This is a genomic window from Kurthia sp. Dielmo (assembly GCF_000307285.2).
Taxonomy (GTDB): domain Bacteria; phylum Bacillota; class Bacilli; order Bacillales_A; family Planococcaceae; genus Kurthia; species Kurthia populi.
Genome location: NZ_HE578956.1, coordinates 407319 through 429446 on the forward strand (window position 1 = coordinate 407319; position 22128 = coordinate 429446).

The 22128-nt window shown below is 40.0% G+C and carries 22 protein-coding genes; 14 read left to right on the plus strand and 8 right to left on the minus strand.

What is annotated here, in order from left to right; translation table 11 throughout:
• Position 1: 1 nt before the first annotated feature.
• The 3 genes from KTHG_RS02360 to KTHG_RS02370 form a co-directional block, all read right to left on the minus strand.
• Positions 2-1402: a M1 aminopeptidase family protein gene (locus tag KTHG_RS02360; RefSeq protein ID WP_139991832.1), complete on the minus strand. Its 1401-nt coding sequence runs from the start codon at positions 1400-1402 to the stop codon at positions 2-4.
• Positions 1403-1679: 277 nt separating this feature from the next.
• Complete coding sequence (rnjA, locus tag KTHG_RS02365; RefSeq protein ID WP_020189321.1) at positions 1680-3347, minus strand: ribonuclease J1; 1668 nt, start codon at positions 3345-3347, stop codon at positions 1680-1682.
• Positions 3348-3560: a DNA-dependent RNA polymerase subunit epsilon gene (locus KTHG_RS02370; protein WP_020189322.1), complete on the minus strand. Its 213-nt coding sequence runs from the start codon at positions 3558-3560 to the stop codon at positions 3348-3350.
• A 220-nt stretch (positions 3561-3780) separates the two neighbouring features.
• On the opposite strand from KTHG_RS02370, the gene KTHG_RS02375 reads away from it, so the two are divergent.
• Positions 3781-4560 (plus strand): Cof-type HAD-IIB family hydrolase, encoded by a 780-nt coding sequence (locus KTHG_RS02375; RefSeq protein ID WP_020189323.1) that lies wholly within the window; start codon positions 3781-3783, stop codon positions 4558-4560.
• A gap of 49 nt (positions 4561-4609) precedes the next feature.
• Here KTHG_RS02375 and def read toward each other — a convergent pair whose 3' ends face one another.
• Positions 4610-5161 carry a peptide deformylase gene (gene def / locus KTHG_RS02380; protein WP_020189324.1) on the minus strand — a complete coding sequence of 184 codons (552 nt, stop codon included), beginning with the start codon at positions 5159-5161 and terminating at the stop codon, positions 4610-4612.
• Between the two features lie 324 nt (positions 5162-5485).
• Here def and pdhA point away from each other — a divergent pair, with 324 nt between their 5' ends.
• The 4 genes from pdhA (at position 5486) to lpdA (ending at position 10447) form a co-directional block, all read left to right on the plus strand.
• Positions 5486-6601 (plus strand): pyruvate dehydrogenase (acetyl-transferring) E1 component subunit alpha, encoded by a 1116-nt coding sequence (gene pdhA / locus KTHG_RS02385; RefSeq protein WP_020189325.1) that lies wholly within the window; start codon positions 5486-5488, stop codon positions 6599-6601.
• Between the two features lie 3 nt (positions 6602-6604).
• Positions 6605-7582, plus strand: a complete 978-nt coding sequence (locus KTHG_RS02390; protein WP_020189326.1) for an alpha-ketoacid dehydrogenase subunit beta — start codon at positions 6605-6607, stop codon at positions 7580-7582.
• Positions 7583-7682: 100 nt separating this feature from the next.
• Positions 7683-9026 (plus strand): dihydrolipoamide acetyltransferase family protein, encoded by a 1344-nt coding sequence (locus tag KTHG_RS02395; protein WP_020189327.1) that lies wholly within the window; start codon positions 7683-7685, stop codon positions 9024-9026.
• A gap of 5 nt (positions 9027-9031) precedes the next feature.
• Positions 9032-10447: a dihydrolipoyl dehydrogenase gene (gene lpdA, locus KTHG_RS02400; protein ID WP_020189328.1), complete on the plus strand. Its 1416-nt coding sequence runs from the start codon at positions 9032-9034 to the stop codon at positions 10445-10447.
• A gap of 270 nt (positions 10448-10717) precedes the next feature.
• On the opposite strand, the gene KTHG_RS02405 is transcribed toward lpdA, so the two are convergent.
• Positions 10718-11332 (minus strand): DsbA family oxidoreductase, encoded by a 615-nt coding sequence (locus tag KTHG_RS02405; protein WP_020189329.1) that lies wholly within the window; start codon positions 11330-11332, stop codon positions 10718-10720.
• 12 nt (positions 11333-11344) lie between these two features.
• The gene (locus KTHG_RS02410; RefSeq protein WP_020189330.1) at positions 11345-12169 is read right to left on the minus strand and encodes a pirin family protein; all 825 of its coding nucleotides are present in this window, start codon (positions 12167-12169) and stop codon (positions 11345-11347) included.
• 161 nt (positions 12170-12330) lie between these two features.
• On the opposite strand from KTHG_RS02410, the gene KTHG_RS02415 reads away from it, so the two are divergent.
• The 3 genes from KTHG_RS02415 to KTHG_RS21035 all read left to right on the plus strand — a co-directional run bounded on the left by KTHG_RS02415 (position 12331) and on the right by KTHG_RS21035 (position 13913).
• Positions 12331-12873 carry a TetR/AcrR family transcriptional regulator gene (locus KTHG_RS02415; protein ID WP_020189331.1) on the plus strand — a complete coding sequence of 181 codons (543 nt, stop codon included), beginning with the start codon at positions 12331-12333 and terminating at the stop codon, positions 12871-12873.
• A gap of 84 nt (positions 12874-12957) precedes the next feature.
• Positions 12958-13737 carry an SDR family NAD(P)-dependent oxidoreductase gene (locus tag KTHG_RS02420; RefSeq protein WP_020189332.1) on the plus strand — a complete coding sequence of 260 codons (780 nt, stop codon included), beginning with the start codon at positions 12958-12960 and terminating at the stop codon, positions 13735-13737.
• A gap of 11 nt (positions 13738-13748) precedes the next feature.
• Complete coding sequence (locus tag KTHG_RS21035; protein ID WP_020189333.1) at positions 13749-13913, plus strand: hypothetical protein; 165 nt, start codon at positions 13749-13751, stop codon at positions 13911-13913.
• 41 nt (positions 13914-13954) lie between these two features.
• On the opposite strand, the gene KTHG_RS02425 is transcribed toward KTHG_RS21035, so the two are convergent.
• Positions 13955-14791 (minus strand): TetR/AcrR family transcriptional regulator, encoded by an 837-nt coding sequence (locus tag KTHG_RS02425; protein WP_020189334.1) that lies wholly within the window; start codon positions 14789-14791, stop codon positions 13955-13957.
• A gap of 132 nt (positions 14792-14923) precedes the next feature.
• Here KTHG_RS02425 and KTHG_RS02430 point away from each other — a divergent pair, with 132 nt between their 5' ends.
• From KTHG_RS02430 to KTHG_RS02445, 4 genes are all read left to right on the plus strand, one after another.
• Positions 14924-18094 carry an efflux RND transporter permease subunit gene (locus KTHG_RS02430; protein ID WP_020189335.1) on the plus strand — a complete coding sequence of 1057 codons (3171 nt, stop codon included), beginning with the start codon at positions 14924-14926 and terminating at the stop codon, positions 18092-18094.
• A gap of 123 nt (positions 18095-18217) precedes the next feature.
• Complete coding sequence (locus KTHG_RS02435) at positions 18218-18583, plus strand: CidA/LrgA family protein (RefSeq protein ID WP_020189336.1); 366 nt, start codon at positions 18218-18220, stop codon at positions 18581-18583.
• Complete coding sequence (locus tag KTHG_RS02440; RefSeq protein ID WP_020189337.1) at positions 18570-19247, plus strand: LrgB family protein; 678 nt, start codon at positions 18570-18572, stop codon at positions 19245-19247. The genes KTHG_RS02435 and KTHG_RS02440 overlap by 14 nt, the downstream gene beginning before the upstream one ends.
• 43 nt (positions 19248-19290) lie before the next feature.
• Positions 19291-19584: a UPF0223 family protein gene (locus KTHG_RS02445; protein ID WP_020189338.1), complete on the plus strand. Its 294-nt coding sequence runs from the start codon at positions 19291-19293 to the stop codon at positions 19582-19584.
• 628 nt (positions 19585-20212) lie between these two features.
• Here the strand turns inward: KTHG_RS02445 and KTHG_RS02450 are convergent.
• Positions 20213-20842, minus strand: coding sequence for a YktB family protein (locus KTHG_RS02450; RefSeq protein WP_020189339.1), 630 nt, complete (start codon positions 20840-20842; stop codon positions 20213-20215).
• Positions 20843-20985: 143 nt separating this feature from the next.
• On the opposite strand from KTHG_RS02450, the gene KTHG_RS02455 reads away from it, so the two are divergent.
• A complete protein-coding gene (locus KTHG_RS02455; RefSeq protein WP_020189340.1) occupies positions 20986-21183 on the plus strand; it encodes a hypothetical protein in 198 nt (65 codons plus the stop codon).
• 99 nt (positions 21184-21282) lie between these two features.
• A complete protein-coding gene (locus KTHG_RS02460; RefSeq protein WP_020189341.1) occupies positions 21283-22077 on the plus strand; it encodes an inositol monophosphatase family protein in 795 nt (264 codons plus the stop codon).
• The last annotated feature ends 51 nt before the right edge of the window (positions 22078-22128 follow it).

Below are 22128 nucleotides of genomic sequence, written 5' to 3' on the forward strand. Positions count from 1 at the left end.
CTTAATTTCCGATATCATCTACAAATAATATGTTGTTTTCCATAACCATGTATTCTTCATCATATTCTGTCCAATAAGTCGAGATGACTTGTTGATAATGTGCGTTAGTGCCAGGACTTTCTTTCACCAGCGCTTTTATCGATTTGGCATAAAGTTTGACATCATATTTTTTCGGTACAATATAGTCGATGCCTTGATAGCTTTGTCGTTTATATTGTGGTGAGGAGACGAATGAAAAAACATTACTCTTGCCCTCGTAGTGGTGCGTGTTCACCTGATGTAAGTTTGTGTAAAGTGGTGCTGTAGTATTTGAAGCTGTCACCTTGTAATGAAATGCTGTTTTTTGATTGTTTTGTGGATACCATGCAAAATGCGCACCTAATAAATTAATGGCGTCATTTGTATAGACAATAGGGACACCGAAATCATCCTTGGCATGTAAGTGGCCGTGATATGTAATCGCTACGATTGCGTGTTGCTGTTGTTTCAGTGTGTGTTCAATAATAAGATGGTCATGTGATGTATGATAGGGAACCGCTTGTCCATCAACTGTCACGGTATCCACTGTTAAGTAACGGGATAATTGTAGCGGGATTTTTGCTGCATCTTTTTTGGCTGTAATTTGTAAGGTTACATCATTTTGAATCCCTTTTTGTAGATTGACGTTCATTGTATAATCCGTAATCGTATAGTACGTCGCGAATTTTTTCGTTGGCGTATAGTCATCGGAAAATTGTGCCTGCTTATCTGACATCGACAGTAATCCACAGAGGCAAGCTAGACTTAAAATAACGAGCAAGCCACCTAGCAGCTGCCATTTTTTAAATATAGCTTTTAGACAGCCAAGCAAGCTGATGACCATTACGATAAGTAAGACAATGCCTAGTTTATCGATAATATAAGAGGTATCAAATACCTCGCCTATTAAAAGATTCTCCCAACGCATCATAGAATCATCATAAATTGTCAACATGCGTTCAAATGCGCTGATCATATATTCATTTTGCAGGGAATGCCAAATAAAGAAGGCATAGACGAGCAGTGCGATAAGTAGTGCTGCAATACGTGGTAATAAAGCACTGAAGAAGGAGCCAATGGTTGCCGCTAATAAATTAGATAATGTAAAAATAATGGCGAAATGAAGTAGATGACTTGGCGTAACTTGCTGTCCTAGAGTCAGTAGGATAATGGAAATGCCAATGCCCATCAATAGGTTGATAATGAATAAGGCCCCTAAAATGGCACATTGTTTTTGTACGATGCTACGTTCTAAAAATTGTTGTATAGCGCTTGGCTTGCTCATTAATAAGGTAGCGGCTAGTAAGAAATAAAGATTGACGACAATAAAGCCATAATAAAAATAAGTTATAAAGGTGTCGTCTAATGATGCTGTTGACCACATGGAATAGAGCAAACCAGCAATGCAGAGAAGCATCACATATAATAGTGCCGAGCGTGTTAAATTTTTAAAATAATAAAAACTAGCGGAAAGCATAGGATAAGTCCTTTCTAATTTGATATTTCCTACTGTACTATAATATCATGGAAAATATTAGGTGAAATAACTGTGAATCAAATAAGGAAGATATACAGGATTAATTTGAAAAATAAGGAATAATTATAAGTTTTTTCGCAACAAAAAAGGCTTGGAATCTATATTCCAAGCCTTTTTATTATAATCAGACTTCCATGATGATCGGTAAGACCATTGGACGACGTTTTGTTTTTTCGAATAAGTACGGTGTTAAGATATCCGTAATTTCGTTTTTAAGTTCAGACCATTGTGGTGATTTATCTTGCAGTGATTGTTGCAAGTTGCGGTTCAGCATTTGCTGCGCCTCATTAATCATTGAACCTGATTCACGCATGTAAACGAAACCACGTGAAATAATGTCAGGACCAGACACAAGGCGTTTTGTTTCCATATCGATGCTTACAACAACGATAACTAAGCCTTCTTCTGAAAGAATGCGACGGTCACGTAAAACGATGTTACCGATATCACCGATACCGTTACCATCGATGTATACATCACCTGATGGAATACGACCTGCAACATGTGCAGAGTCTGAGCTTAATGCTAATACTTCACCGTTTTCCATAACGAAGATATTATCTTCAGGAACATCACAATCAATTCCTAATTGTTTGTGCATGCTTTGCATGCGGTATTCACCATGGATTGGCATGAAGAATTTAGGTTTGATTAGGCGAAGCATTAATTTTTGCTCTTGTTGAGAGCCGTGACCAGATGTGTGGATATTATTAATCGCACCGTGAATAACGTCAGCGCCTGCACGGAATAGCAGGTTGATGATTTTGTTCACGCTTGTTGTATTCCCTGGAATTGGTGAAGAAGAGAATACGACTGTATCATCTGGTTGGATTTGGATTTGGCGGTGCGTACCATTAGCAATACGAGAAAGTGCTGCCATTGGCTCACCTTGCGAACCCGTACATAAAATCATGACTTCGTTCGCTGGCAAACGGTTAATTGTTTGCGCATCAACAAATGTTTCTTTTGGTGCTGTAATATAGCCAAGTTCGCGACCGATTGTAATCGCGTTGTCCATACTACGACCAAATACTGCAACTTTACGACCGTGAGCTGCAGCAGCATCTGTTACTTGTTTTAAGCGGTGAATATTTGATGCGAATGTCGCAAAGATAATACGACCTTCTACTTTACGTAAGATTTCGTCAATTGACTCGCCAACTTTACGTTCAGACATGGTGAATTCAGGACGTTCAGCATTCGTACTATCAGATAGTAGGCAAAGAACGCCTTCTTTCCCGATTTCAGCCATTTTTGTTAAGTTAGCAGGTTCGCCAACTGGCGTAAAGTCAAACTTGAAGTCACCTGTATGCACGATATTACCAGGCGGTGTTTTAACAACAACACCTAATGCGTCTGGAATACTGTGCGTTGTGCGGAAGAAGCTAACCGATGTTTTACGGAATTTAATCACATCTTCCTCTGCCACTTCAATTAATTTTGTTGTGCGTAGTAGACCATGCTCATCAAGTTTGTTACGTAAAAGACCAAGTGCTAATTTACCACCATAAACAGGAATGTTAATTTGGCGTAATAAATAAGGAATACCACCGATGTGATCTTCGTGGCCATGTGTTACGAATAAACCTTTGATTTTGTCTACATTGCGTTTTAGATACGTGTAATCAGGGATTACATAATCGATTCCTAGAAGATCATCTTCTGGGAATTTAATTCCTGCATCAATTAAGATAATTTCATCTTGGAATTGAATTGCATACGTATTTTTGCCGATTTCGCCCAGTCCGCCGAGTGCGAAAACAGCAGTTTGGTCGTTTTTGACAAATTTCATCTAGTCAAATTTCTCCAAACGGTAGTTTTCACTTGCTTGTTCATATTCTAGGTAGTTACCTTCAAGCAATTGAATTAATTCGATGTTGTAGTTACGATCTTGAAGTTTTTCACGTACTTCACGCACGTCAACCGCTTCAAGATATAGGCTTTTAGTATTTTCGCGAACTGGTACCTCAAGCTTGTTTTCTTGGTAATAAACTTTGTAAATCATTGTGTTATTGTCTCCTTTAATACGTTCAAAATAATTGCATTTCCTTTATATTATCATGTTAGTCCTTTAAAATAAAGAAAAGCCCTCCATAAAAATGGCCAGGGCGCATGAAACGTTTGCTCAATTTTATTAGCCATTTTGTGCTAATAATTCAGTAAAATATTTTACAGAAAAATTTTTTTGATGTAAAGAGCATATCGACATAGAAGGAGCGTGCCAGATGGAAAAGAAAATTTTATTTTTTGATATCGACGGAACACTATACAATTCAAACAAGGAGCTACCACAAGCAACGCGTGAGGCAATTGATGCAGCACGTGCGAATGGTCATGAGGTGGCGATTGCAACGGGTCGCTCACCTTACTTTTTAGAAGAAGTAGCGAAAGAGCTCGCTGTAGATTCGTATGTGAGTTTTAATGGACAGTATGTTGTATACAAAGGAAAATTAATTTCAGGAAGTCCACTGCCGCTTGAAACGATGGAGCGCATGGTGGACATGGCGTATAAAGAAGATAGTCCGCTTGTCTTTTTAGACGACGAAAAAATGTCTTCTACTATTAATACGCATGAAGTACAAGTTAGCATGGATTCATTATTTTATCCGATGCCGACTGTAGCACCAAAAGCGTATAGCCTAAAACCAATTTATCAAATTTTACTTTACGGTGATGCGGCGGTTGAAGCAGATTATCGTAAGGCGTTTCCTGAGCTGCATTTTATCCGCTGGCACGAATATTCATTAGATGTTATTAATAAAGGCGTTTCAAAGGCGTATGGCATTGAGCAGTTTTTAAAACATACAGATTTTGAAGCAAAAGATGTCGTCGTTTTTGGTGACGGCTTAAATGATAAAGAAATGCTTGAGGCCTTTTCAGAGCGTGGCATTAGTGTGGCGATGGGCAACGGTGTAGACGAAGCAAAGCGCGCCGCAACATTTGTGACGGACCATGTCGACCATGATGGCTTATCAAAAGCGATGAAAAAAATTGGATTAATTTAAAAAAAGGAGGACGCCTATTGTAGGTGTCCTCCTTTTATATAGATAAAACTTAATCAAGTGGATGTGAATCTTGTGCTTCAAAGAATGGATTTTCTTTGTTGATATGGTCATAGAACATCACACCATTTAAGTGATCTAATTCGTGCTGGAATGCGATCGCTGGTAAATTTTTAAGACGCATTTTATGTTCATTACCATCTAAATCAAAAAATTTCGCTGTAATACGTTGTGGGCGAGGTACATAGCCTGGTACTTCGCGGTCAACAGATAGACAGCCCTCACCAGTTGGCAAATACGCTTTTTCCACTGAATGACTAACGATTTTTGGATTTACAACAACCATGCTAATTAAGTTACCTTTATCATCTGGTAGATGAAGTGCAAAAATACGTTTACTAACATTTACTTGTGGGGCGGCAATGCCGATACCCGAGCGTAAATCGTATTTTTCCATTAATTCAGGGTCCTGACTATTAATAAGGAATTGTAATAAGTCTTCGCCTAATTGTTTTTCGTCGTTTGTAAGAGGGAATGCTAATTCTGTAGCTTTTTCACGTAAAGTCGGGTGACCTTCGCGAATAATGTCTTTCATTAAAATCATCGTTCAGTTCTTCCTTTCGTTTCGCTATGTTTTTAGTATACATGACTAAGCGTATCGTGCAATAACGGAAGCTTCGTGAAATGTGTACTAATGCTGTATTACCATTTTTGGGACAAAAAATGACCCTGATATAATACAGTATTATAAATTAATGTAATACAGCACAGACGATTTTTTAATGGTGTAGTAAGAAAAAAGTTTAAAAATCAAGCTAACTATATGATTGACGAACGAAATTCTATTATGTATACTAAGTTCATGAATTAGTTGTACTAATAAAAAACAACATTAAATATAATACAGTTTCAAAGGAGATGTGAGAGAATGTCAGCAAACAAATCAATTTTCGATGCCGTAAAAAACTTACAAGAAATCGAAGAAAAGTTTGAAATGGTTCAAATTTTGAACGAAGAAGGGGAAATCGTTAGTCCGGATTTAGATCCACAACTATCAGATGAAAAATTAGTCGAATTAATGCGCCGTATGGTCTTCACGCGTATTTTAGACCAACGCTCAATCTCATTAAACCGCCAAGGTCGCCTAGGATTCTACGCACCAACAGCAGGTCAAGAAGCATCACAAATCGCTTCTCACTACGCATTAGAGAAAGCGGACTGGATTTTACCAGGCTACCGTGACGTACCACAAATCGTTTGGCACGGTGTTCCATTATCACAAGCATTCTTATGGTCACGCGGTCACTTTGCAGGCGGTCAATCACCTGAGGGCGTAAACGTATTATCACCACAAATCATTATTGGTGCACAATATGTACAAACTGCTGGTGTGGCATTAGGCTTACAAAAACGTGGTAAAGAAGCAATTGCTGTAACATACACAGGCGATGGCGGTTCTTCACAAGGGGACTTCTACGAAGGAATTAACTTTGCAAGTGCATTCAAATCACCTGCTGTATTCATTATCCAAAACAACCAATTTGCGATTTCAACACCTCGTCACTTACAAACAGGTGCGAAAACATTAGCGCAAAAAGGGATTGCAGCTGGTATTCCAAGCATCCAAGTTGACGGTATGGACCCATTAGCGGTGTACATGGCAACGAAAGAAGCGCGCGAACGCGCAGTAAGAGGCGAAGGCCCATCATTAATCGAAACAGTATGTTACCGTTACGGCCCACATACAATGGCTGGTGATGATCCAACTCGTTACCGTACTTCTGAAACAGATGAAGAATGGGGCAAAAAAGACCCAATCATCCGTTTCCGCAAATACCTAGAAGCAAAAGGCTTATGGGATCAATCAAAAGAAGAGGCTGTTATTGAAGATGCGAAAGAGCAAATCAAAGCAGCAATTAAAGAAGCAGATAGTGTTCCAAAACAAAAAGTAACAGACTTAATTTCAATCATGCATGATGAAAACAGCATGCCTGCTAACTTAAAAGAACAATATGAAATTTACGCAGAGAAGGAGTCGAAATAACCGATGGCACAAATGACAATGATTCAAGCAATTACAGATGCTCTACGTTGTGAGTTAAAAGACGACGAAAACGTATTAGTATTCGGTGAAGACGTCGGCGTAAACGGCGGTGTATTCCGAGCTACTGAAGGTTTACAAAAAGAATTCGGCGAGGGTCGCGTATTCGATACACCACTTGCAGAATCAGGTATTGGTGGTTTAGCAATCGGTTTAGCACTTGAAGGCTTCCGTCCTGTTCCTGAAATTCAATTCTTTGGCTTCGTATATGAAGTAATGGATTCAATCTCTGGTCAATTAGCGCGTTTACGTTACCGTTCAGGTGGTAACTTAAGCGCACCTGTAACAATCCGTTCGCCATTCGGTGGCGGCGTGCATACACCAGAAATGCACTCAGATAGTTTAGAAGGTTTAATTGCACAACAACCAGGTATTAAAGTAGTTGTACCCTCAACACCATACGATGCAAAAGGTTTATTAATCGCTTCAATTCGCGACAATGACCCTGTTGTATTTTTAGAGCATTTAAAATTATACCGTTCATTCCGTGAAGAAGTGCCGGAAGAATCATACACAATCGAGCTTGGTAAAGCAGATGTGAAACGCGAAGGTACAGACCTTTCAATCATCACTTACGGCGCAATGGTTCACGAATCATTAAAAGCGGCAGAAGAGTTAGAAAAAGAAGGTCACTCAGTAGAAGTAATCGATTTACGTACGATTCAACCACTTGATATTGAAACAATCGTGGCATCTGTTGAAAAAACAAACCGCGCAATCGTTGTACAAGAAGCACAAAAACAAGCAGGTGTCGCAGCACAAGTAATTGCTGAAATTAACGAACGTGCCATTCTTTCATTAGAAGCACCTGTACTACGTGTCGCAGCACCTGACACAATCTATCCATTCCCACAAGCTGAGTCAGTTTGGTTACCAAACTACAAAGATGTGTTAGCTACAGCTAAAAAAGTTTTAGAATTCTAATAAAATTAAAGAGAGCATTTGCGCAAATTGTGTAAATGCTTCTCTCTTATCATGAAAATAAACGTTTTTTGAAAATAGATATTAGGAGGGTGAATTGCACATGTCATATAAATTCCGCTTACCAGACATCGGTGAAGGTATTCACGAGGGAGAAATCGTTAAATGGTTCGTTAAACCAGGAGACAAAATCGAAGAGGATACAATCTTAGCCGAAGTACAAAACGACAAGGCAGTCGTAGAAATCCCATCTCCAGTAGAAGGTACAATCGAAAAAGTTCTTGTAGAAGAAGGTACACTAACAACAGTAGGTACGGTTTTACTTGAAATTGACGCACCAGGATATGAAGATTTAGAGCTTCACGGTCATAAAGATGACGAGGAAGCAACGGAAGAGCAAGTTCAACAATCAGCTGAACAAGCAGCACCAAAAACAGAAGAAGCGCCAAAAGAAGAAGCACCGAAGAAAGAAGTTTCTAAAGAAGCATCTGAAGCAGAAACTGTAAAACCTGCTGGCACAAACCGCGTTATCGCAATGCCTTCTGTTCGTAAATTTGCGCGTCAAAACGACGTTGATATCACACAAGTAACAGGCTCTGGCAAAAACGGTCGCGTGTTAAAAGAAGATATCGAAGCATTTAAAAATGGTGGTCAACAAGCAGCCGAAGCACCAGCTGAAGAAGCAGTAACAACCGAAGCACCAGCTACGGAAACAAAACAAGCACCAGTTGTTTCAGAAGGTGAATTCCCAGAAACACGCGAGAAAATTTCAGCGATGCGTCGCGTTATCGCAAAAGCAATGGTTAACTCAAAACATACAGCACCGCATGTAACATTAATGGATGAAGTCGATGTGACAGAACTTGTTGCACACCGCAAGAAATTTAAAGCAGTAGCGGCAGAAAAAGGAATTAAGTTAACATACCTTCCTTATGTGGTTAAAGCCCTTGTGAGCGCTTTACGCGAATTCCCGGCATTAAATTGCTCGTTTGATGACGAAACAGAGGAAATTATTACGAAACATTATTATAATATAGGTATCGCAGCAGACACAGAGCGTGGCTTACTCGTTCCGGTCGTAAAAAATGCGGATCGCAAATCTGTTTTCGCTATTTCAAATGAAATTAACGAATTGGCAGACAAAGCGAGAAATGGTAAACTAGCATCGAATGAGATGAAAGGTGCATCATGCTCAATTTCTAATATCGGTTCTGCAGGTGGTCAATGGTTTACTCCGGTAATCAACCATCCCGAAGTTGCTATTCTTGGTGTTGGCCGCATTGCGGAAAAACCAGTTATCAAAGATGGTGAAATTGTAGCAGCACCTGTGTTAGCATTATCATTGAGCTTCGATCATCGCATGATTGACGGGGTTACAGCTCAAAATGCTATGAATCTAATCAAACGCTTATTGAGCGATCCTGAATTATTATTAATGGAGGCGTAAAACAAATGGTAGTAGGAGATTTCCCAATCGAAACAGACACAATTGTAATTGGTGCAGGCCCTGGTGGGTATGTTGCAGCGATTCGCGCAGCACAACTAGGACAAAAAGTAACAGTTATTGAAAAAGAATATGTAGGTGGCGTTTGCTTAAACGTAGGTTGTATCCCATCTAAAGCAATGATCTCTGTAGGTCACCGCTATGTACATGCTAAAGAATCAGCAGACATGGGTGTTGTCGTGCCAGAAGTACAACTTGACTTCGCTAAAGCACAAGCATTCAAAGAAAGCGTTGTTAAGAAATTAACAGGCGGTGTGTCTGGTTTATTAAAAGGTAACGGTATCGAAGTAGTTATGGGTGAAGCTTATTTAAACTCTGCTAACTCATTAACAGTTGCAACTGAAACTGGTTCACAACACTATAACTTCAAAAACTTAATCCTTGCTACAGGTTCACGTCCAGTTGAAATCCCAACGTTCAAATTCTCTAAACGTGTTCTTAACTCTACAGGTGCTCTTAACCTTACTGAACTACCAGGTAAACTAGTAGTAATCGGTGGTGGTTACATCGGTACTGAGCTTGGTTCAGCATACGCTAACCTAGGTTCTGAAGTAACAATCCTTGAAGGCGGCAAAGACATCTTAGCTGGTTTCGAAAAAGCGATGACTCAAATCGTGAAAAAAGGCCTTAAAAAGAAAGGTGTTACTGTTGAAGTTGGCGCTCTTGCACAAGGCGTTGAAGAAACAGAAACTGGCGTTACAGTAAACTACGAAGTAAACGGCGAAGCAAAATCTGTTGAAGCTGATTATGTATTAGTAACTGTAGGTCGTCGTCCAAACACTGACGAAATGGGTCTTGAAGAAGCGGGTATCGAATTCGGCGAACGCGGTTTATTAAAAGTTGATAACCAAGGTCGTACATCAGTACCAAACATTTATGCTATCGGTGATATCGTACCTGGCTTACAATTAGCTCACAAAGCATCTTACGAAGGTAAAGTTGCTGCTGAAGCAATCGCTGGCGAAACATCAATCGTAGATTACTTAGCAATTCCTGCTGTTTGCTTCACAGATCCTGAAATGGCAACTGTTGGCTTAAACGAAGAAGAAGCGAAAGCTGAAGGCTTCGAAGTTGTAACAGGTAAATTCCCATTCGGCGCAAACGGTCGTGCGTTAGCACTTAACGAAACGGAAGGCTTCGTAAAATTAGTAGGTCGTAAAGAAGATGGCTTATTAATCGGTGCTCAAATTGTTGGTGTTGGTGCTTCTGATATGATCGCTGAAATGGCAACTGCTATTGAAGGCGGCATGACGCTAGAAGATATCGCGATGACAATCCACGCTCACCCAACTTTAGGTGAAATCACTATGGAAGCTGCAGAAGTAGCACTTGGTAACCCAATCCATATCTTAGGTAAAAAATAATTTTAACTAAGTAAAAGCCCTCGACTCTGGTCGGGGGCTTTTTGTGTTAATGAAAAGAGCGTTTGAACGGACATGAAATTTAACTTAAAGTGCAATCCGTTCAACTACTATCTAATACGTGGATTTTGGTAAAGTTCATGCGAGTGGCATACCGGAAGAAGATGCTACAACGAGTAGTGAGCTTACGAGCAAGGAGGCTTTAGCATGAATCAGTTCCTCATCACATGTAACCCAATAAAAAAACACCTCCATATCGGAAGTGTTTTTTTATTATGCTTTAATGGCTTGTAAGAATACAGAAAGTGGTTGAGCACCTGTTACAAGTTTATTGTCGAATACATAGCTCGGCACACTGCGAATACCATTTTGTGCAGCTTCTTGGCGGTCTGCATCAACTTCTTGTGCATAGGCATCTGAATGAAGTACTTCTTTTGCAGCAGCGACATCAAGACCTGCTTCTTCGACAATTTGTAGTAAATCACTTTCTTTATTTAAATCTAAGCCGCGTGTGAAAATCGCAGCGAAGAAGCGCTCTGTCATATCTTGTGCTTTGCCGAACTGTGCACTCCATTTTGCAAGGCGATGTGCATTTTTCGTATTTGGTGCAAGCATCGTGTCGTAATTGTATTCAAGACCGTATTCCTGGGCGGCTTGGTCACGAAGGCGTGCAGTTGTTGCCATTGTTTCCGCTGGTGTTTTGCCGAATTTTTTCGCTAATAAATCAACGGTACGCATCGTATTTTCAGTTGGTGCCTCCGGTGTTAGCTGGAATGCTTTCAATTCAAACTCAATCGGCTCGTCACTTGCTTCGATGACCTCATCTAAACGACGTTTTCCCATATAGCTAAATGGACAAGTAAAATCTGCATAAAATTCAATTTTCATTTTCATTTCCTCCTAGTAAGGTACGCCTTCTAAAAACGTCCCGTTGCGATAGCTTGCAAATGCTTCATTTATTTCTTCCTGTGTGTTCATAACGAATGGACCTTGGGCGATGACTGGCTCTTTAATTGGCTCGCCGCTAAAGACGACAATCGTTGCATCTTCTGTTGCTTCGATGACAATGACATCCTCATTTTTAGTGATATCAAAGTGAACCGTATCAAATGCTTTTAATGCTTCGCCGTTAATACTGAATTCACCATCAAGTCCGTATAAATACGTATTAAAGCCGGCATTAACAGGGAACTCGTAGCGAGCACCTTTTTCAAGTTTTACTTCTGCAAAGACAAATGGTGTTAATAACGCAAGTGGAGAAGTAGTGCCATCCACGTCACCAGCAAAGACCGTTACTTGACCGCCATCAATTGCTTTTACGGGTGCGTTGTCATGTGGTAAGTCTTGATAGTTACTTGGTTGTTTTTTATTGTCAGATGAAAGATTCACCCAAAGTTGTAGCACGCGAACTTCTTTGCCTGGGTCTGGATTTTCATTATGAATAATGCCACGTCCTGCGGTCATAATTTGGAAGTCGCCTTCTGCTAATCTACCACCGCCGCCTGTTTTACTATCATAATGTGTTAAGCTGCCTTCTAAAACGTATGTCACTGTTTGCATCCCTTTATGTGGGTGATCGGCAAACGTGTTATGCGCAAATTTGTCATCTGCTAAGATGATGAATGGATCATTGTCCATTGGGTCGCGTAATTGCAAAACATAGCGTAAATTACGGCCGTCTCCACGTTGTAATGTGATTGATTGAATTGTATGAATTGGTAACATAGTGATTGCCTCCCTTGAATGTTTCAAACAGTTGTTTTATAAGCAACAGCTGTTGTATAGTTATACTATAAAGCGAAGTGGCAAATGCTACAATAAACAATTACCAAATTTTGTCGCTTACACAACACTTTTGAAAAATTGTTGCTGAAAGGATGACGATTATGACAACGCAAACAACCGACCCACGTGCGATTCGTACACGCCAGCTCATTATTGATGCTTTTAATCAATTAATTAAAATGAAAAATTTTGACCAAATCTCGGTGAAGGACATCACAGAGCTTGCGACGATTAATCGCGCGACGTTTTATGCACATTTTGTTGATAAGTATGAGCTATTAGATAGTGTATTAACGGAACAAACAGGTGCCGTCATGAAAACGTATTTCACATGCCAGGAGCAGCTGAGTACGGATTTAATGAAGCGCATGTTTTTATCAATTGTAGAGATTCATGAATCGATGAATACACACTGTAGACGAGGGTATAATACGTTTACACAAATGATTGAGGAAAAAGTGAAGGGCCAACTAGAGCGTATTTTTGCCAATTTACTGCATGGGCAAAAGCTCGATGCCATTGTGCTGAGCTGGGGTATGTATGGTGCGTATGCAGACTGGGATATAGGCAGTACGGTTCGTGCAGAGGACTATGCACAGGAAGTTGCTGAAAAATTATGGGCATTTGTTCAGCCGTCCGCATGATTTCGTCGTAGTTCCTACAAGGTTCCTTCACAACTTCTCCATGTTCATTTGCTATAATAATAGGAAACGAAGGAGGAGACTGTTATGCAACTAGGTTTAGCTGGTAAGGTCGCCATGATTACAGGTGGCAGTAAAGGCATTGGACTTCAAACCGCACTACAGTTATCACAAGAAGGTGTACGCGTGGCCATTTGTGCGCGCGATGCAGCAGGTCTTGAAAAAGCGAAACGTTATCTTTTCAATGAAACAGGTCAAGAGGTGTTTACCGTTGTTGCAGATATGACAAATAAGGCAGATTGTGCGCGCTTTGTCGCAGAAACGGTAACGCATTTTGGACAGCTCGATATTTTGATCAATAATGCAGGTACCGCGGCTGCAAAGGCTTTTGATGATGTGTCAGAGGAGCTTTGGGAGCAAGATGTCGCACTAAAAGTATTCGCTGCCATTTATACGATGCGTATGGCCTTGCCGCATATGAAAACACGTGGCGGAGCGATTGTGAATGTCACCGCTATCGCCGGCAAAACCCCAGGTGCAAACTCTCTTCCAACGTCGATGAGTCGTGCTGCAGGACAGGCGCTTGTCAATGCAGCGAGCAAGGACTTAGGAAAATATAATATTCGTGTCAATACGGTGTGCATTGGGCTCATTCGTAGCGCACAAATCGAACAAATTTGGAAACAATCGCATCCATCGTTAACGTGGGACGAATTTTCTGCTAAAATGGGCGAAGACATTCCTTTAGGACGTATTGGAAAAACGGAAGAGGCAGCAAATGTCATTACCTTCCTCGTTTCAGATGCGGCCTCATACGTGTCAGGTACTGCCGTCAATATTGATGGTGGGAAGGCACCTTCATTATAGGGGGAGATTTTGTGAATACAGGCAAACTATGGCTTATGTTTATCATCATTGCGGTGGTAACATTTGTCGTAACGTTTTTAACAGCTAAATTCCAAAACACAGGTATTCTATTAGTCTGGTTACTAATTGTTGCTGTTGGTTTTGGGTACACAGTGTTTAAAAAAGTACGCAGTTAACTAAAAAAGAGAAATCGTGCAATTGCGCGATTTCTCTTTTTTTAAAGTGTTTGTTTAAGTAGGGTAGCGAGCCATTGTAATTCTTTTTCCTGCATTAAATTATTCGTCATGCCTGCTAACAGAGCTTTACGCGGCTCGTCGCGCTGTAATTCCTCTTTTAATACAAGTAAGGTCTCCTTATAAAATGGGTGGTCATCATATAAGACAAGGCAGCGCTCAATTTCTTCTAATTCGATGATCGTCATTTCCTCAGGCTTAAAGTGGAAGGGGGATTTACGATTACTTTCATATAATTCCGCGTTCACAAAAACGGCTAGTTCTGCCTGTGCTAGAGCATCTAGACAGTGCATAATATGCGACGCCACGTCAGCAAATTGATACGGAATTTGCTTATTAAAGAAAAATTCACCGAAGCCTTTAATGAGTCCGTTTAAATAAATTGCTAAATCATATACTTTTTCTTTCGGTACGAACGGATAGGCATCCTCTAAAAAAATTAAAACATATTTTTCAATCTGTAGCCCAAACTGCGAAATATGGGCCAATAAATCATCGTTTGAAATAGGTTGATTTTGTAAATACATAATAACAAGTGGGGCATGCTGTTCTAATATTGAAAAATTATAAGCACAGTATCGCTCAAGCCGTTCATGCGAAGAAATCTCTTCATCATTTAATTGTTGGATATGAACAATGACCTCACGAATAATACTATCGACAATCGCAAGCATCAATGCATCCTTTGATTTGAATGACAAATAAAAGGCACCTTTTGATATTTTACAAGCTTTTGTAATATCTTCGATGGAAGTTTGTTCGATCCCTTTTGTCGAGAATAATTCTTTTGATTTTTGGATAATCAGCTCTTTTTTCGACATGGTCGTAGCAACCTCCCTTTAAAATTGACTTTTGACTATACGGTCATTACTATTAAAGTAATGACTATCTGGTCATTATTATAATGAATGATGACCGCTTAGTCAATTATGTGAAAGAGGCGGTGTTTTACTTTGAATGGCTTTGTCAAATTTGTCCTGAAAAATAAGCTAGCAGTATGGCTCATGACGATTATTCTAGCATGTGCAGGCGTTTATTCAGGTCTAAATATGAAGAGTGAATCGATTCCGGATATTTCGGTACCAATTATTTCGGTAGCGACAGTTTATCCGGGTGCTACTCCAGAACAAGTGGAGGAAGATATATCGACCCCCTATGAAAAAGCTGTAGCAAACTTAGAAGGCGTGAAAACAGTTCAGTCTACTTCTTATTCAAATATGTCGAATATCCAAGTAGAATTCGACTACAGTACGGATATGAAAGAGGCGCGCCAAAACATCAAGGAAGCATTAGAAAAGGTCGAACTGCCTGAGACAGCGGAAAGTCCAACGATTGACCGTTTATCATTAAATGCATTCCCCGTTGTGGCACTTAGTGTGTCTTCAACAGATCAAGATATTACCGAATTAACAAAAACAGCAGAAGATTATTTACAGCCAAAAATGGAACAATTAGATGGCGTTTCTTCGGTGTCATTATCAGGTCAACAAGTGAAGAAAGTAGAGCTTGAGTTTGATGACAAAAAATTAGCGGCGAATGGCTTAACAGAGGATTCTGTGAAGCAATTTATCCAAGCGATGGATACGACAGCGCCACTAGGTATGTTTGAATTTAAAGATTCCGAGCAATCAGTTGTTGTCGACGGTAAAATGACAACATTAAAGAAATTGAAAAACTTAGAAATTCCTGTACAGCAAAGCGCAGCTTCTACACAAGCTAGCGCAGCACAAGCGGCTTCTCAAGGTCAAGCGCAACAAGCGGCTGGTGCGGACCAAGCACAAGCGGCAGCAGCTCAAGCTGAGGCAGCAAAACCATCTACTGTAAAACTAAAAGACATTGCGAAAATGGAATTAGTTGGTGAAGTAGAGTCGGTTTCACGTACAAACGGGAAAGATGCGATTGCTGTTCAAGTCGTAAAAGCACAAGATGCTAACACAGTTGATGTTGTGCAAGAAGTGAAAGACGCAGCAAAAGCATTTGAAAAAGAAAATCCAGATGTCAAAATCGACGTTACCTTAGACCAAGGGGACCCAATCGAAAAATCAGTGAACACAATGCTTGAAAAAGCGTTGTTTGGGGCATTAGCAGCCGTAGTTATTATTATGCTATTCCTGCGTAACATCCGTTCAACAATTATTTCGATTATCTCGATTCCATTGTCATTATTAATCGCGGTTATCTTCTTAAAAGAGATGGATATTACGCTAAATATGATGACGCTTGGTGCAATGACCGTTGCCATCGGTCGGGTTATTGATGACTCAATTGTCGTCGTCGAAAATATTTATCGTCGTCTGTATTCAAAAGATGAAAAATTAAGTGGTCGTGCATTAATCCGTTCGGCAACACTTGAAATGTTCCGCCCAATTCTAGCGTCAACAATCGTAACGGTAGCGGTATTCTTACCAATCGGTTTAGTAGGCGGTATGGTCGGCGAATTATTCTTACCATTCGCACTTACAATGGGCTTTGCGTTATTCGCATCATTACTTGTAGCGATTACCGTCGTTCCTGTACTTGCGCATTCACTATTCAAAAAGGAACTATATAAAGAGCCTGCTGAACGTGCGCATAAAAAAGAAGAGCATGGCAAAATGGCACGTGGCTACAAACGTGCTTTAAAATGGATTTTAGACCATAAATGGGTAACATCAATTGGTGCCATTGCATTATTAGTCGGTAGCTTATTCCTAGCACCACTTGTAGGCTTTAGCTTCCTACCAGATGATGAACAAAAAATGGCTTATGTGACGTATACACCAGAACCTGGTCAAACGCGCGATCAAGTCATTAAAGACATTGATAAAGCTGAAAAAATCATTAAAGACGCACCAGATGTAGAGACCATTCAAACATCAATTGGTGGCTCAAACCCAATGATGGGTGGCGGCGGTAATGGTGGTTTAGTATACATCATTTACGACCCAGACACAGAAAATTTTGCGGATAAGAAAACGGCATTAGTGAAGAAAATCCAAGCAATTGATGTACCGGGTGAATGGAAAGAACAAAACTTCACGGGCTCATCAAATAGCGAATTATCATACTCTGTCCACGGTAATACAATCGAGGACATGCGCCCAGTCATTAAAGACATGGAAGCAGTGATGAAAAAAAATAACGATTTAAAAGATGTGAAATCGTCATTATCTGAAGAGTATGATGAAAAAACATTAGTCGTAAATCAAAAACGTGCCAATGAGCTTGGTTTAACTACCAGCCAAATCGCAATGGCAATCAATCCAAATGTGCAGGCAACGACACTAACAACGATTAAAGAAGACGGTAAAACAATCGATGTTCAATTGAAAACAGCGGCAACAAGTCCTGATACATTTGAAAAAGTATTAGCTGAAAAAATTACAACACCAACTGGTGAAAAAGTGAAACTAAGCGAAGTAGTCGATGTTAAAAAAGACAAAACGCAAACAGAAATCACACGTAGCGGCGGTAAATATTATGCGACAGTAACAGCTACTGTAACGGATAAAGATATTTCTGGCGTTGGTTCAGTTGTACAAAAAGAAATCGATAAAATCGATGTACCAAACGGTGTGACAATTGATGCTGGTGGTGTCACAGAAGACATCGCAAGCACATTCTCTCAACTTGGTCTTGCGATTGCGGCAGCGATTGCGATTGTTTACTTTGTACTTGTTGTAACATTTGGTGAAGGTCTTGCACCATTCTCGATTTTATTCTCATTACCATTCACTGTAATCGGTGCGCTTGTCGCATTATGGATTGCTGGTGAAACAATCAGTGTATCTTCATTAATCGGGGTACTGATGCTCGTCGGTATCGTTGTCACGAACGCCATCGTGCTGGTCGACCGTATTATCCATATGGAACATGACGGTTTATCACTACGAGAAGCGATTCTTGAAGCGGGTGCGACACGTCTACGTCCGATTCTGATGACAGCCATTGCAACGATTGCTGCATTAGTGCCACTAGCAATTGGTGGCGAGGGCGCTGGTCTTATTTCAAAAGGGATGGGGATTACGGTAATCGGTGGTTTAATTAGTTCGACGGTCTTAACATTAATCGTCGTACCACTTGTTTACGAACTGCTATCTAAATTACTGAAAAAAGATCGTGCACACGAAAACAAAGATATTTAATTTCTAAAAAAGAGGTTAGGGAAATCCTAGCCTCTTTTTTTACATTGAAATGAGATGTTATTCATTTTCCTTTGACGAGTGCAATCGTTTGATTATACAATTGTTGGAAAAGGTGGTGGGAAAATGAAATATTTAAAAATCATCATTCAAATTTTTGTACTGTATGCATTTTGTTGGATTGGTACGGTACTCGTCGAGTGGCTACATATCCCGTTACCTGGGAGCATCATTGGCTTACTTTTATTGTTAGGGTGCTTACTAAGTGGCATTATGCCCGCCAAATTTGTCAAAGAGGGCGCGGGCTTTTTACTGCCGATTTTGACATTACTCTTTATCCCGGCAACAGTTGGTATTATGAATTATCCAGAGCTGTTATCTGGCTACGGTGTCATTCTCGTTGTGATTGTGACCATTAGTACGCTTATTACGCTCGTATTAACCGGTAAGCTTGCACGGAAAATGGAGGGGAATGCACATGGTCGCGATTAGTTTTATTGCACTGACAGTTGGGATTTTTATGTTGATGACGTGGCTCTACAAGCGTTCAGGTATTTCATTTTTATTTCCGATTTTAACATCGACGATTGTATTAATTGTTGTGCTCGCACTGGCACATATTCCGTATGATACGTATATGGAAGGCGGCAAGTTTATTAATTGGCTGCTCGGGCCAGCTGTTGTCGCGATGGCTTATCCACTATATACACAGTGGGACACGATTATGAAAAATCGAAAAATCATTTTAAGTTGTGTAGGCGTTGCAATGCTAGCTGGGATGCTGACAGTGCTACTCATGGCGTGGATTATGAAATTAGAGGATGCGGTAATGCTTAGCTATTTACCAAAATCCATTACATCACCAGTGGCACTACAAATTAGTGCGATGATTGGTGGCATTCCACAGTTTACGGTATTTTTCGTTATTGTGGCCGGCATTGTAGGCGCGATTTGTGGCCCACTTTGTTACCGACTGTTTAACATTGATACACCTGTTAGTCGCGGTGTATCGATGGGGAGTGCCTCGCATGGCATTGGTGTGAGTAAGCTGACAGAATACGGTGAGCAAACGCTCTCGATTGGCTCGGTATCGATGACGCTGAGTGCCATTTTAGGTGCGGTTCTTTGTCCGTTTGTTGCTTGGTTGCTATTTTAACGTGTACAATAGCGGTACAACGTTAAAAAAGGTAGGGAACTTTATGGAATATTCATATCCATTTTCACTCGAATGGTCATCACAAGAAATCGTCGACGTCATCGCTTTTTTCCAAGCAATTGAAAAAGCATACGAAACGGGCGTAAAGCGCGAGGTCGTTCTTGCAACGTATCGTCGCTTCAAAGAAATTGTACCGGCAATGTCTGAAGAAAAAACATATTGTCGCGAATTTGAAAAAGATAGTGGCTATACCGCTTATACAATTGTGAAAAAAGCAAAAGAGGCACCAGCAAAAGCGATTATTAAAGGTGAACCAAAAGGCAATAAACGTAAATAACGACAAAAAATTCGACGCACATCATTTTTTGATGCGACGTCGAATTTTTTTATGTTATCAGAAATCGCTAATCATGCCAGAAAGCGTGTTTTGGATACGACATATTTTTCATTAAGCGACAACACTAAGTGAATAGGCTGACTGAATTTCATTTTTTTGCGCTCAATAGAACGTCGTGACAAATAGTTAGCAAAGAAATCTTAAAAAAATACGATACTTTTGCATAGCAATTCTAAAAAAGCGGGTGAAAAATAACCGTTAGAGGTCGATTTTTCACCCGATTCATCATTTTTCCGGCTTGAAATAAGAAGCTGGCAGCGAGAAAGATAAAAAAAGCAGTGTAGCGTCAAATCGTTCAAAATGAATCTCTAAAGGGCATTTTTTGTTCGTTTTTGAACATAAGGCTTACTAAAATTTTATAAAAATCAGTTCATGTTTTAGTAATCATTTTTGAAAAATGAACTTGGGCATACATAATTAATAACTGACTAAGGCTTCTGTCTTACAGATGACACATATTCAAAAATATGTCGTATCTAAAAGACGCTTCTTGGGCGAATGACGTATTTTTAAAAATGAAAAAGCCGTGACACATTGAAAAATAGAATGTGTTACGGCTTATAATTTATTAACGATTTAACATGGTTTTATAAATTGGTAGTAGAGCATTGAATGTATCTTCTACGACTTGATGAAATGCTTTAGGTAATAATGCGACGGTTTCCTCACGTGATAATGTGCGCCCAACGATGAATTCACCTTTTTTCACATTTTGTAGACGTGTTAATAATTTTTCTACATCGCCATTTGCGATGGCTTCACTAATATTTTGCGTCACAGGAGACATATGATCACCGGCAACGTAGAAATTCTCTGGTAATGCATCAAAAAGTTCTGGCTTCGCTAAAAGACGTGCAGCCATAGCATCTTTTTGTGGTGTCTCGTAAATCACAGCTAAGTTGATGAATAGATGGCTTTCAAATAAACCAATTTGGAAATGAGGCATCGCTTTATAGCCGCGTTTATTTGGCGCAAATGCCACCCAGCTATCATGCGGTGGGTTGACTGTACGACGTGCGTGCTTTGCGACATGCGCAAAAAATTCTTCGCCAAGCTCGACGGTGAAATAATGTGAGAATTCCTCACCAAGCTCATTAAATTTTGGGCGAATTTGCTCGATTAATGCTTCCATTCGAGGTTCTAAACCATCGATTGTAAAAACGTCAAAATCTTTTGTTGTCCATTGAACAGTTGTCATAAAAAAACTCCTTCAAAAATAATTATATGTTTATTTTAGAGTAAATGTGGGAAAATTTCTTGTACAAGAGCTTAGCAACGTTTAGAACATGCAAAACTTAAAAAAGTTCTTGATGACCGCCTATTAATAAGGAGATGATCAAGATGAAACAAGTTATGAATATTGTACGTAAAACGGATTATGAACGTAAATATGTGAATGGCTTAAAGCTCGAGTTAGACTATGAATTAGCGACGTTATTTGATGCGATGAATGACCACGACGAGCAAAAAATAGCGGCTAGTAAGGCACGCTTGAGTGAAATCCACTCAGAATTGGAGGCCCTGCATGCGCTGGCTTAAAACTCGTCTGAAAATTGACCTATAAGACACCTAGCTATCGAAGTGAGTAGCGGGTGTTTTTTTGTTATACTAAGAAAAAAGTGAGAAGGGGTGGCGTTGATGGATAGACAGGCCTTGCACGACTATACGTTAACAATCATTAAAGAGGCAGGGGAACGAATTCGTAAGTCGTTTTTTGAAACGATGTACATCGAAACGAAATCAGATGCCAATGATTTAGTAACGAATATTGATAAAGAAACAGAAGCATTTATCGTTAAAAAAATTCATGCGTATGATGAATCTTTCCGTATTTTAGGTGAAGAAGGGATGGCAGAGGAAGAGATTTCATCGCTTGAAGGAGTTGTCTGGATGGTTGACCCGATTGATGGCACGATGAATTTTGTACGTCAACGTCGTAACTTTGCGATTTCGATTGCGATTTATGTCGATGGTGTTGGACAGGCAGGATACATATATGATGTTGTAGCGGATGAGCTTTATTTTGCACTAAAAGGACAAGGTGCATACATGAACGGGCAGCGTCTAAGCCCCCTTGAAGCCTTGCCATTAAATGAAGCCATTGTTGGTATTAATGCTGTATGGGCGACACCAAATCCACGTGTTGAGCATGAAGGAATTATTAAGCTAATTCATACATTACGTGGCACGCGTTCCCTTGGCTCAGCAACGCTTGAAATCGTTGCGGTGGCAACAGGGAGAATGGATGCCTATCTATCTTTCCGTTTATCACCTTGGGACATTGCAGCGGGCATTATTATTGCGCAGGAGGTCGGTGCCGTTTCATCAACACTCGATTTGAATGCCGTAAACCTTTTAAATCAGGATACATTTATTGTTGCAAATCCAAGCATTCATAAAGAACTTGTAGGCGATTACATTACGCTAAAATAAAGGAAAGACAGCGTGTTTGGTAAGTATTACCAGCGCTGTCTTTTATATTTT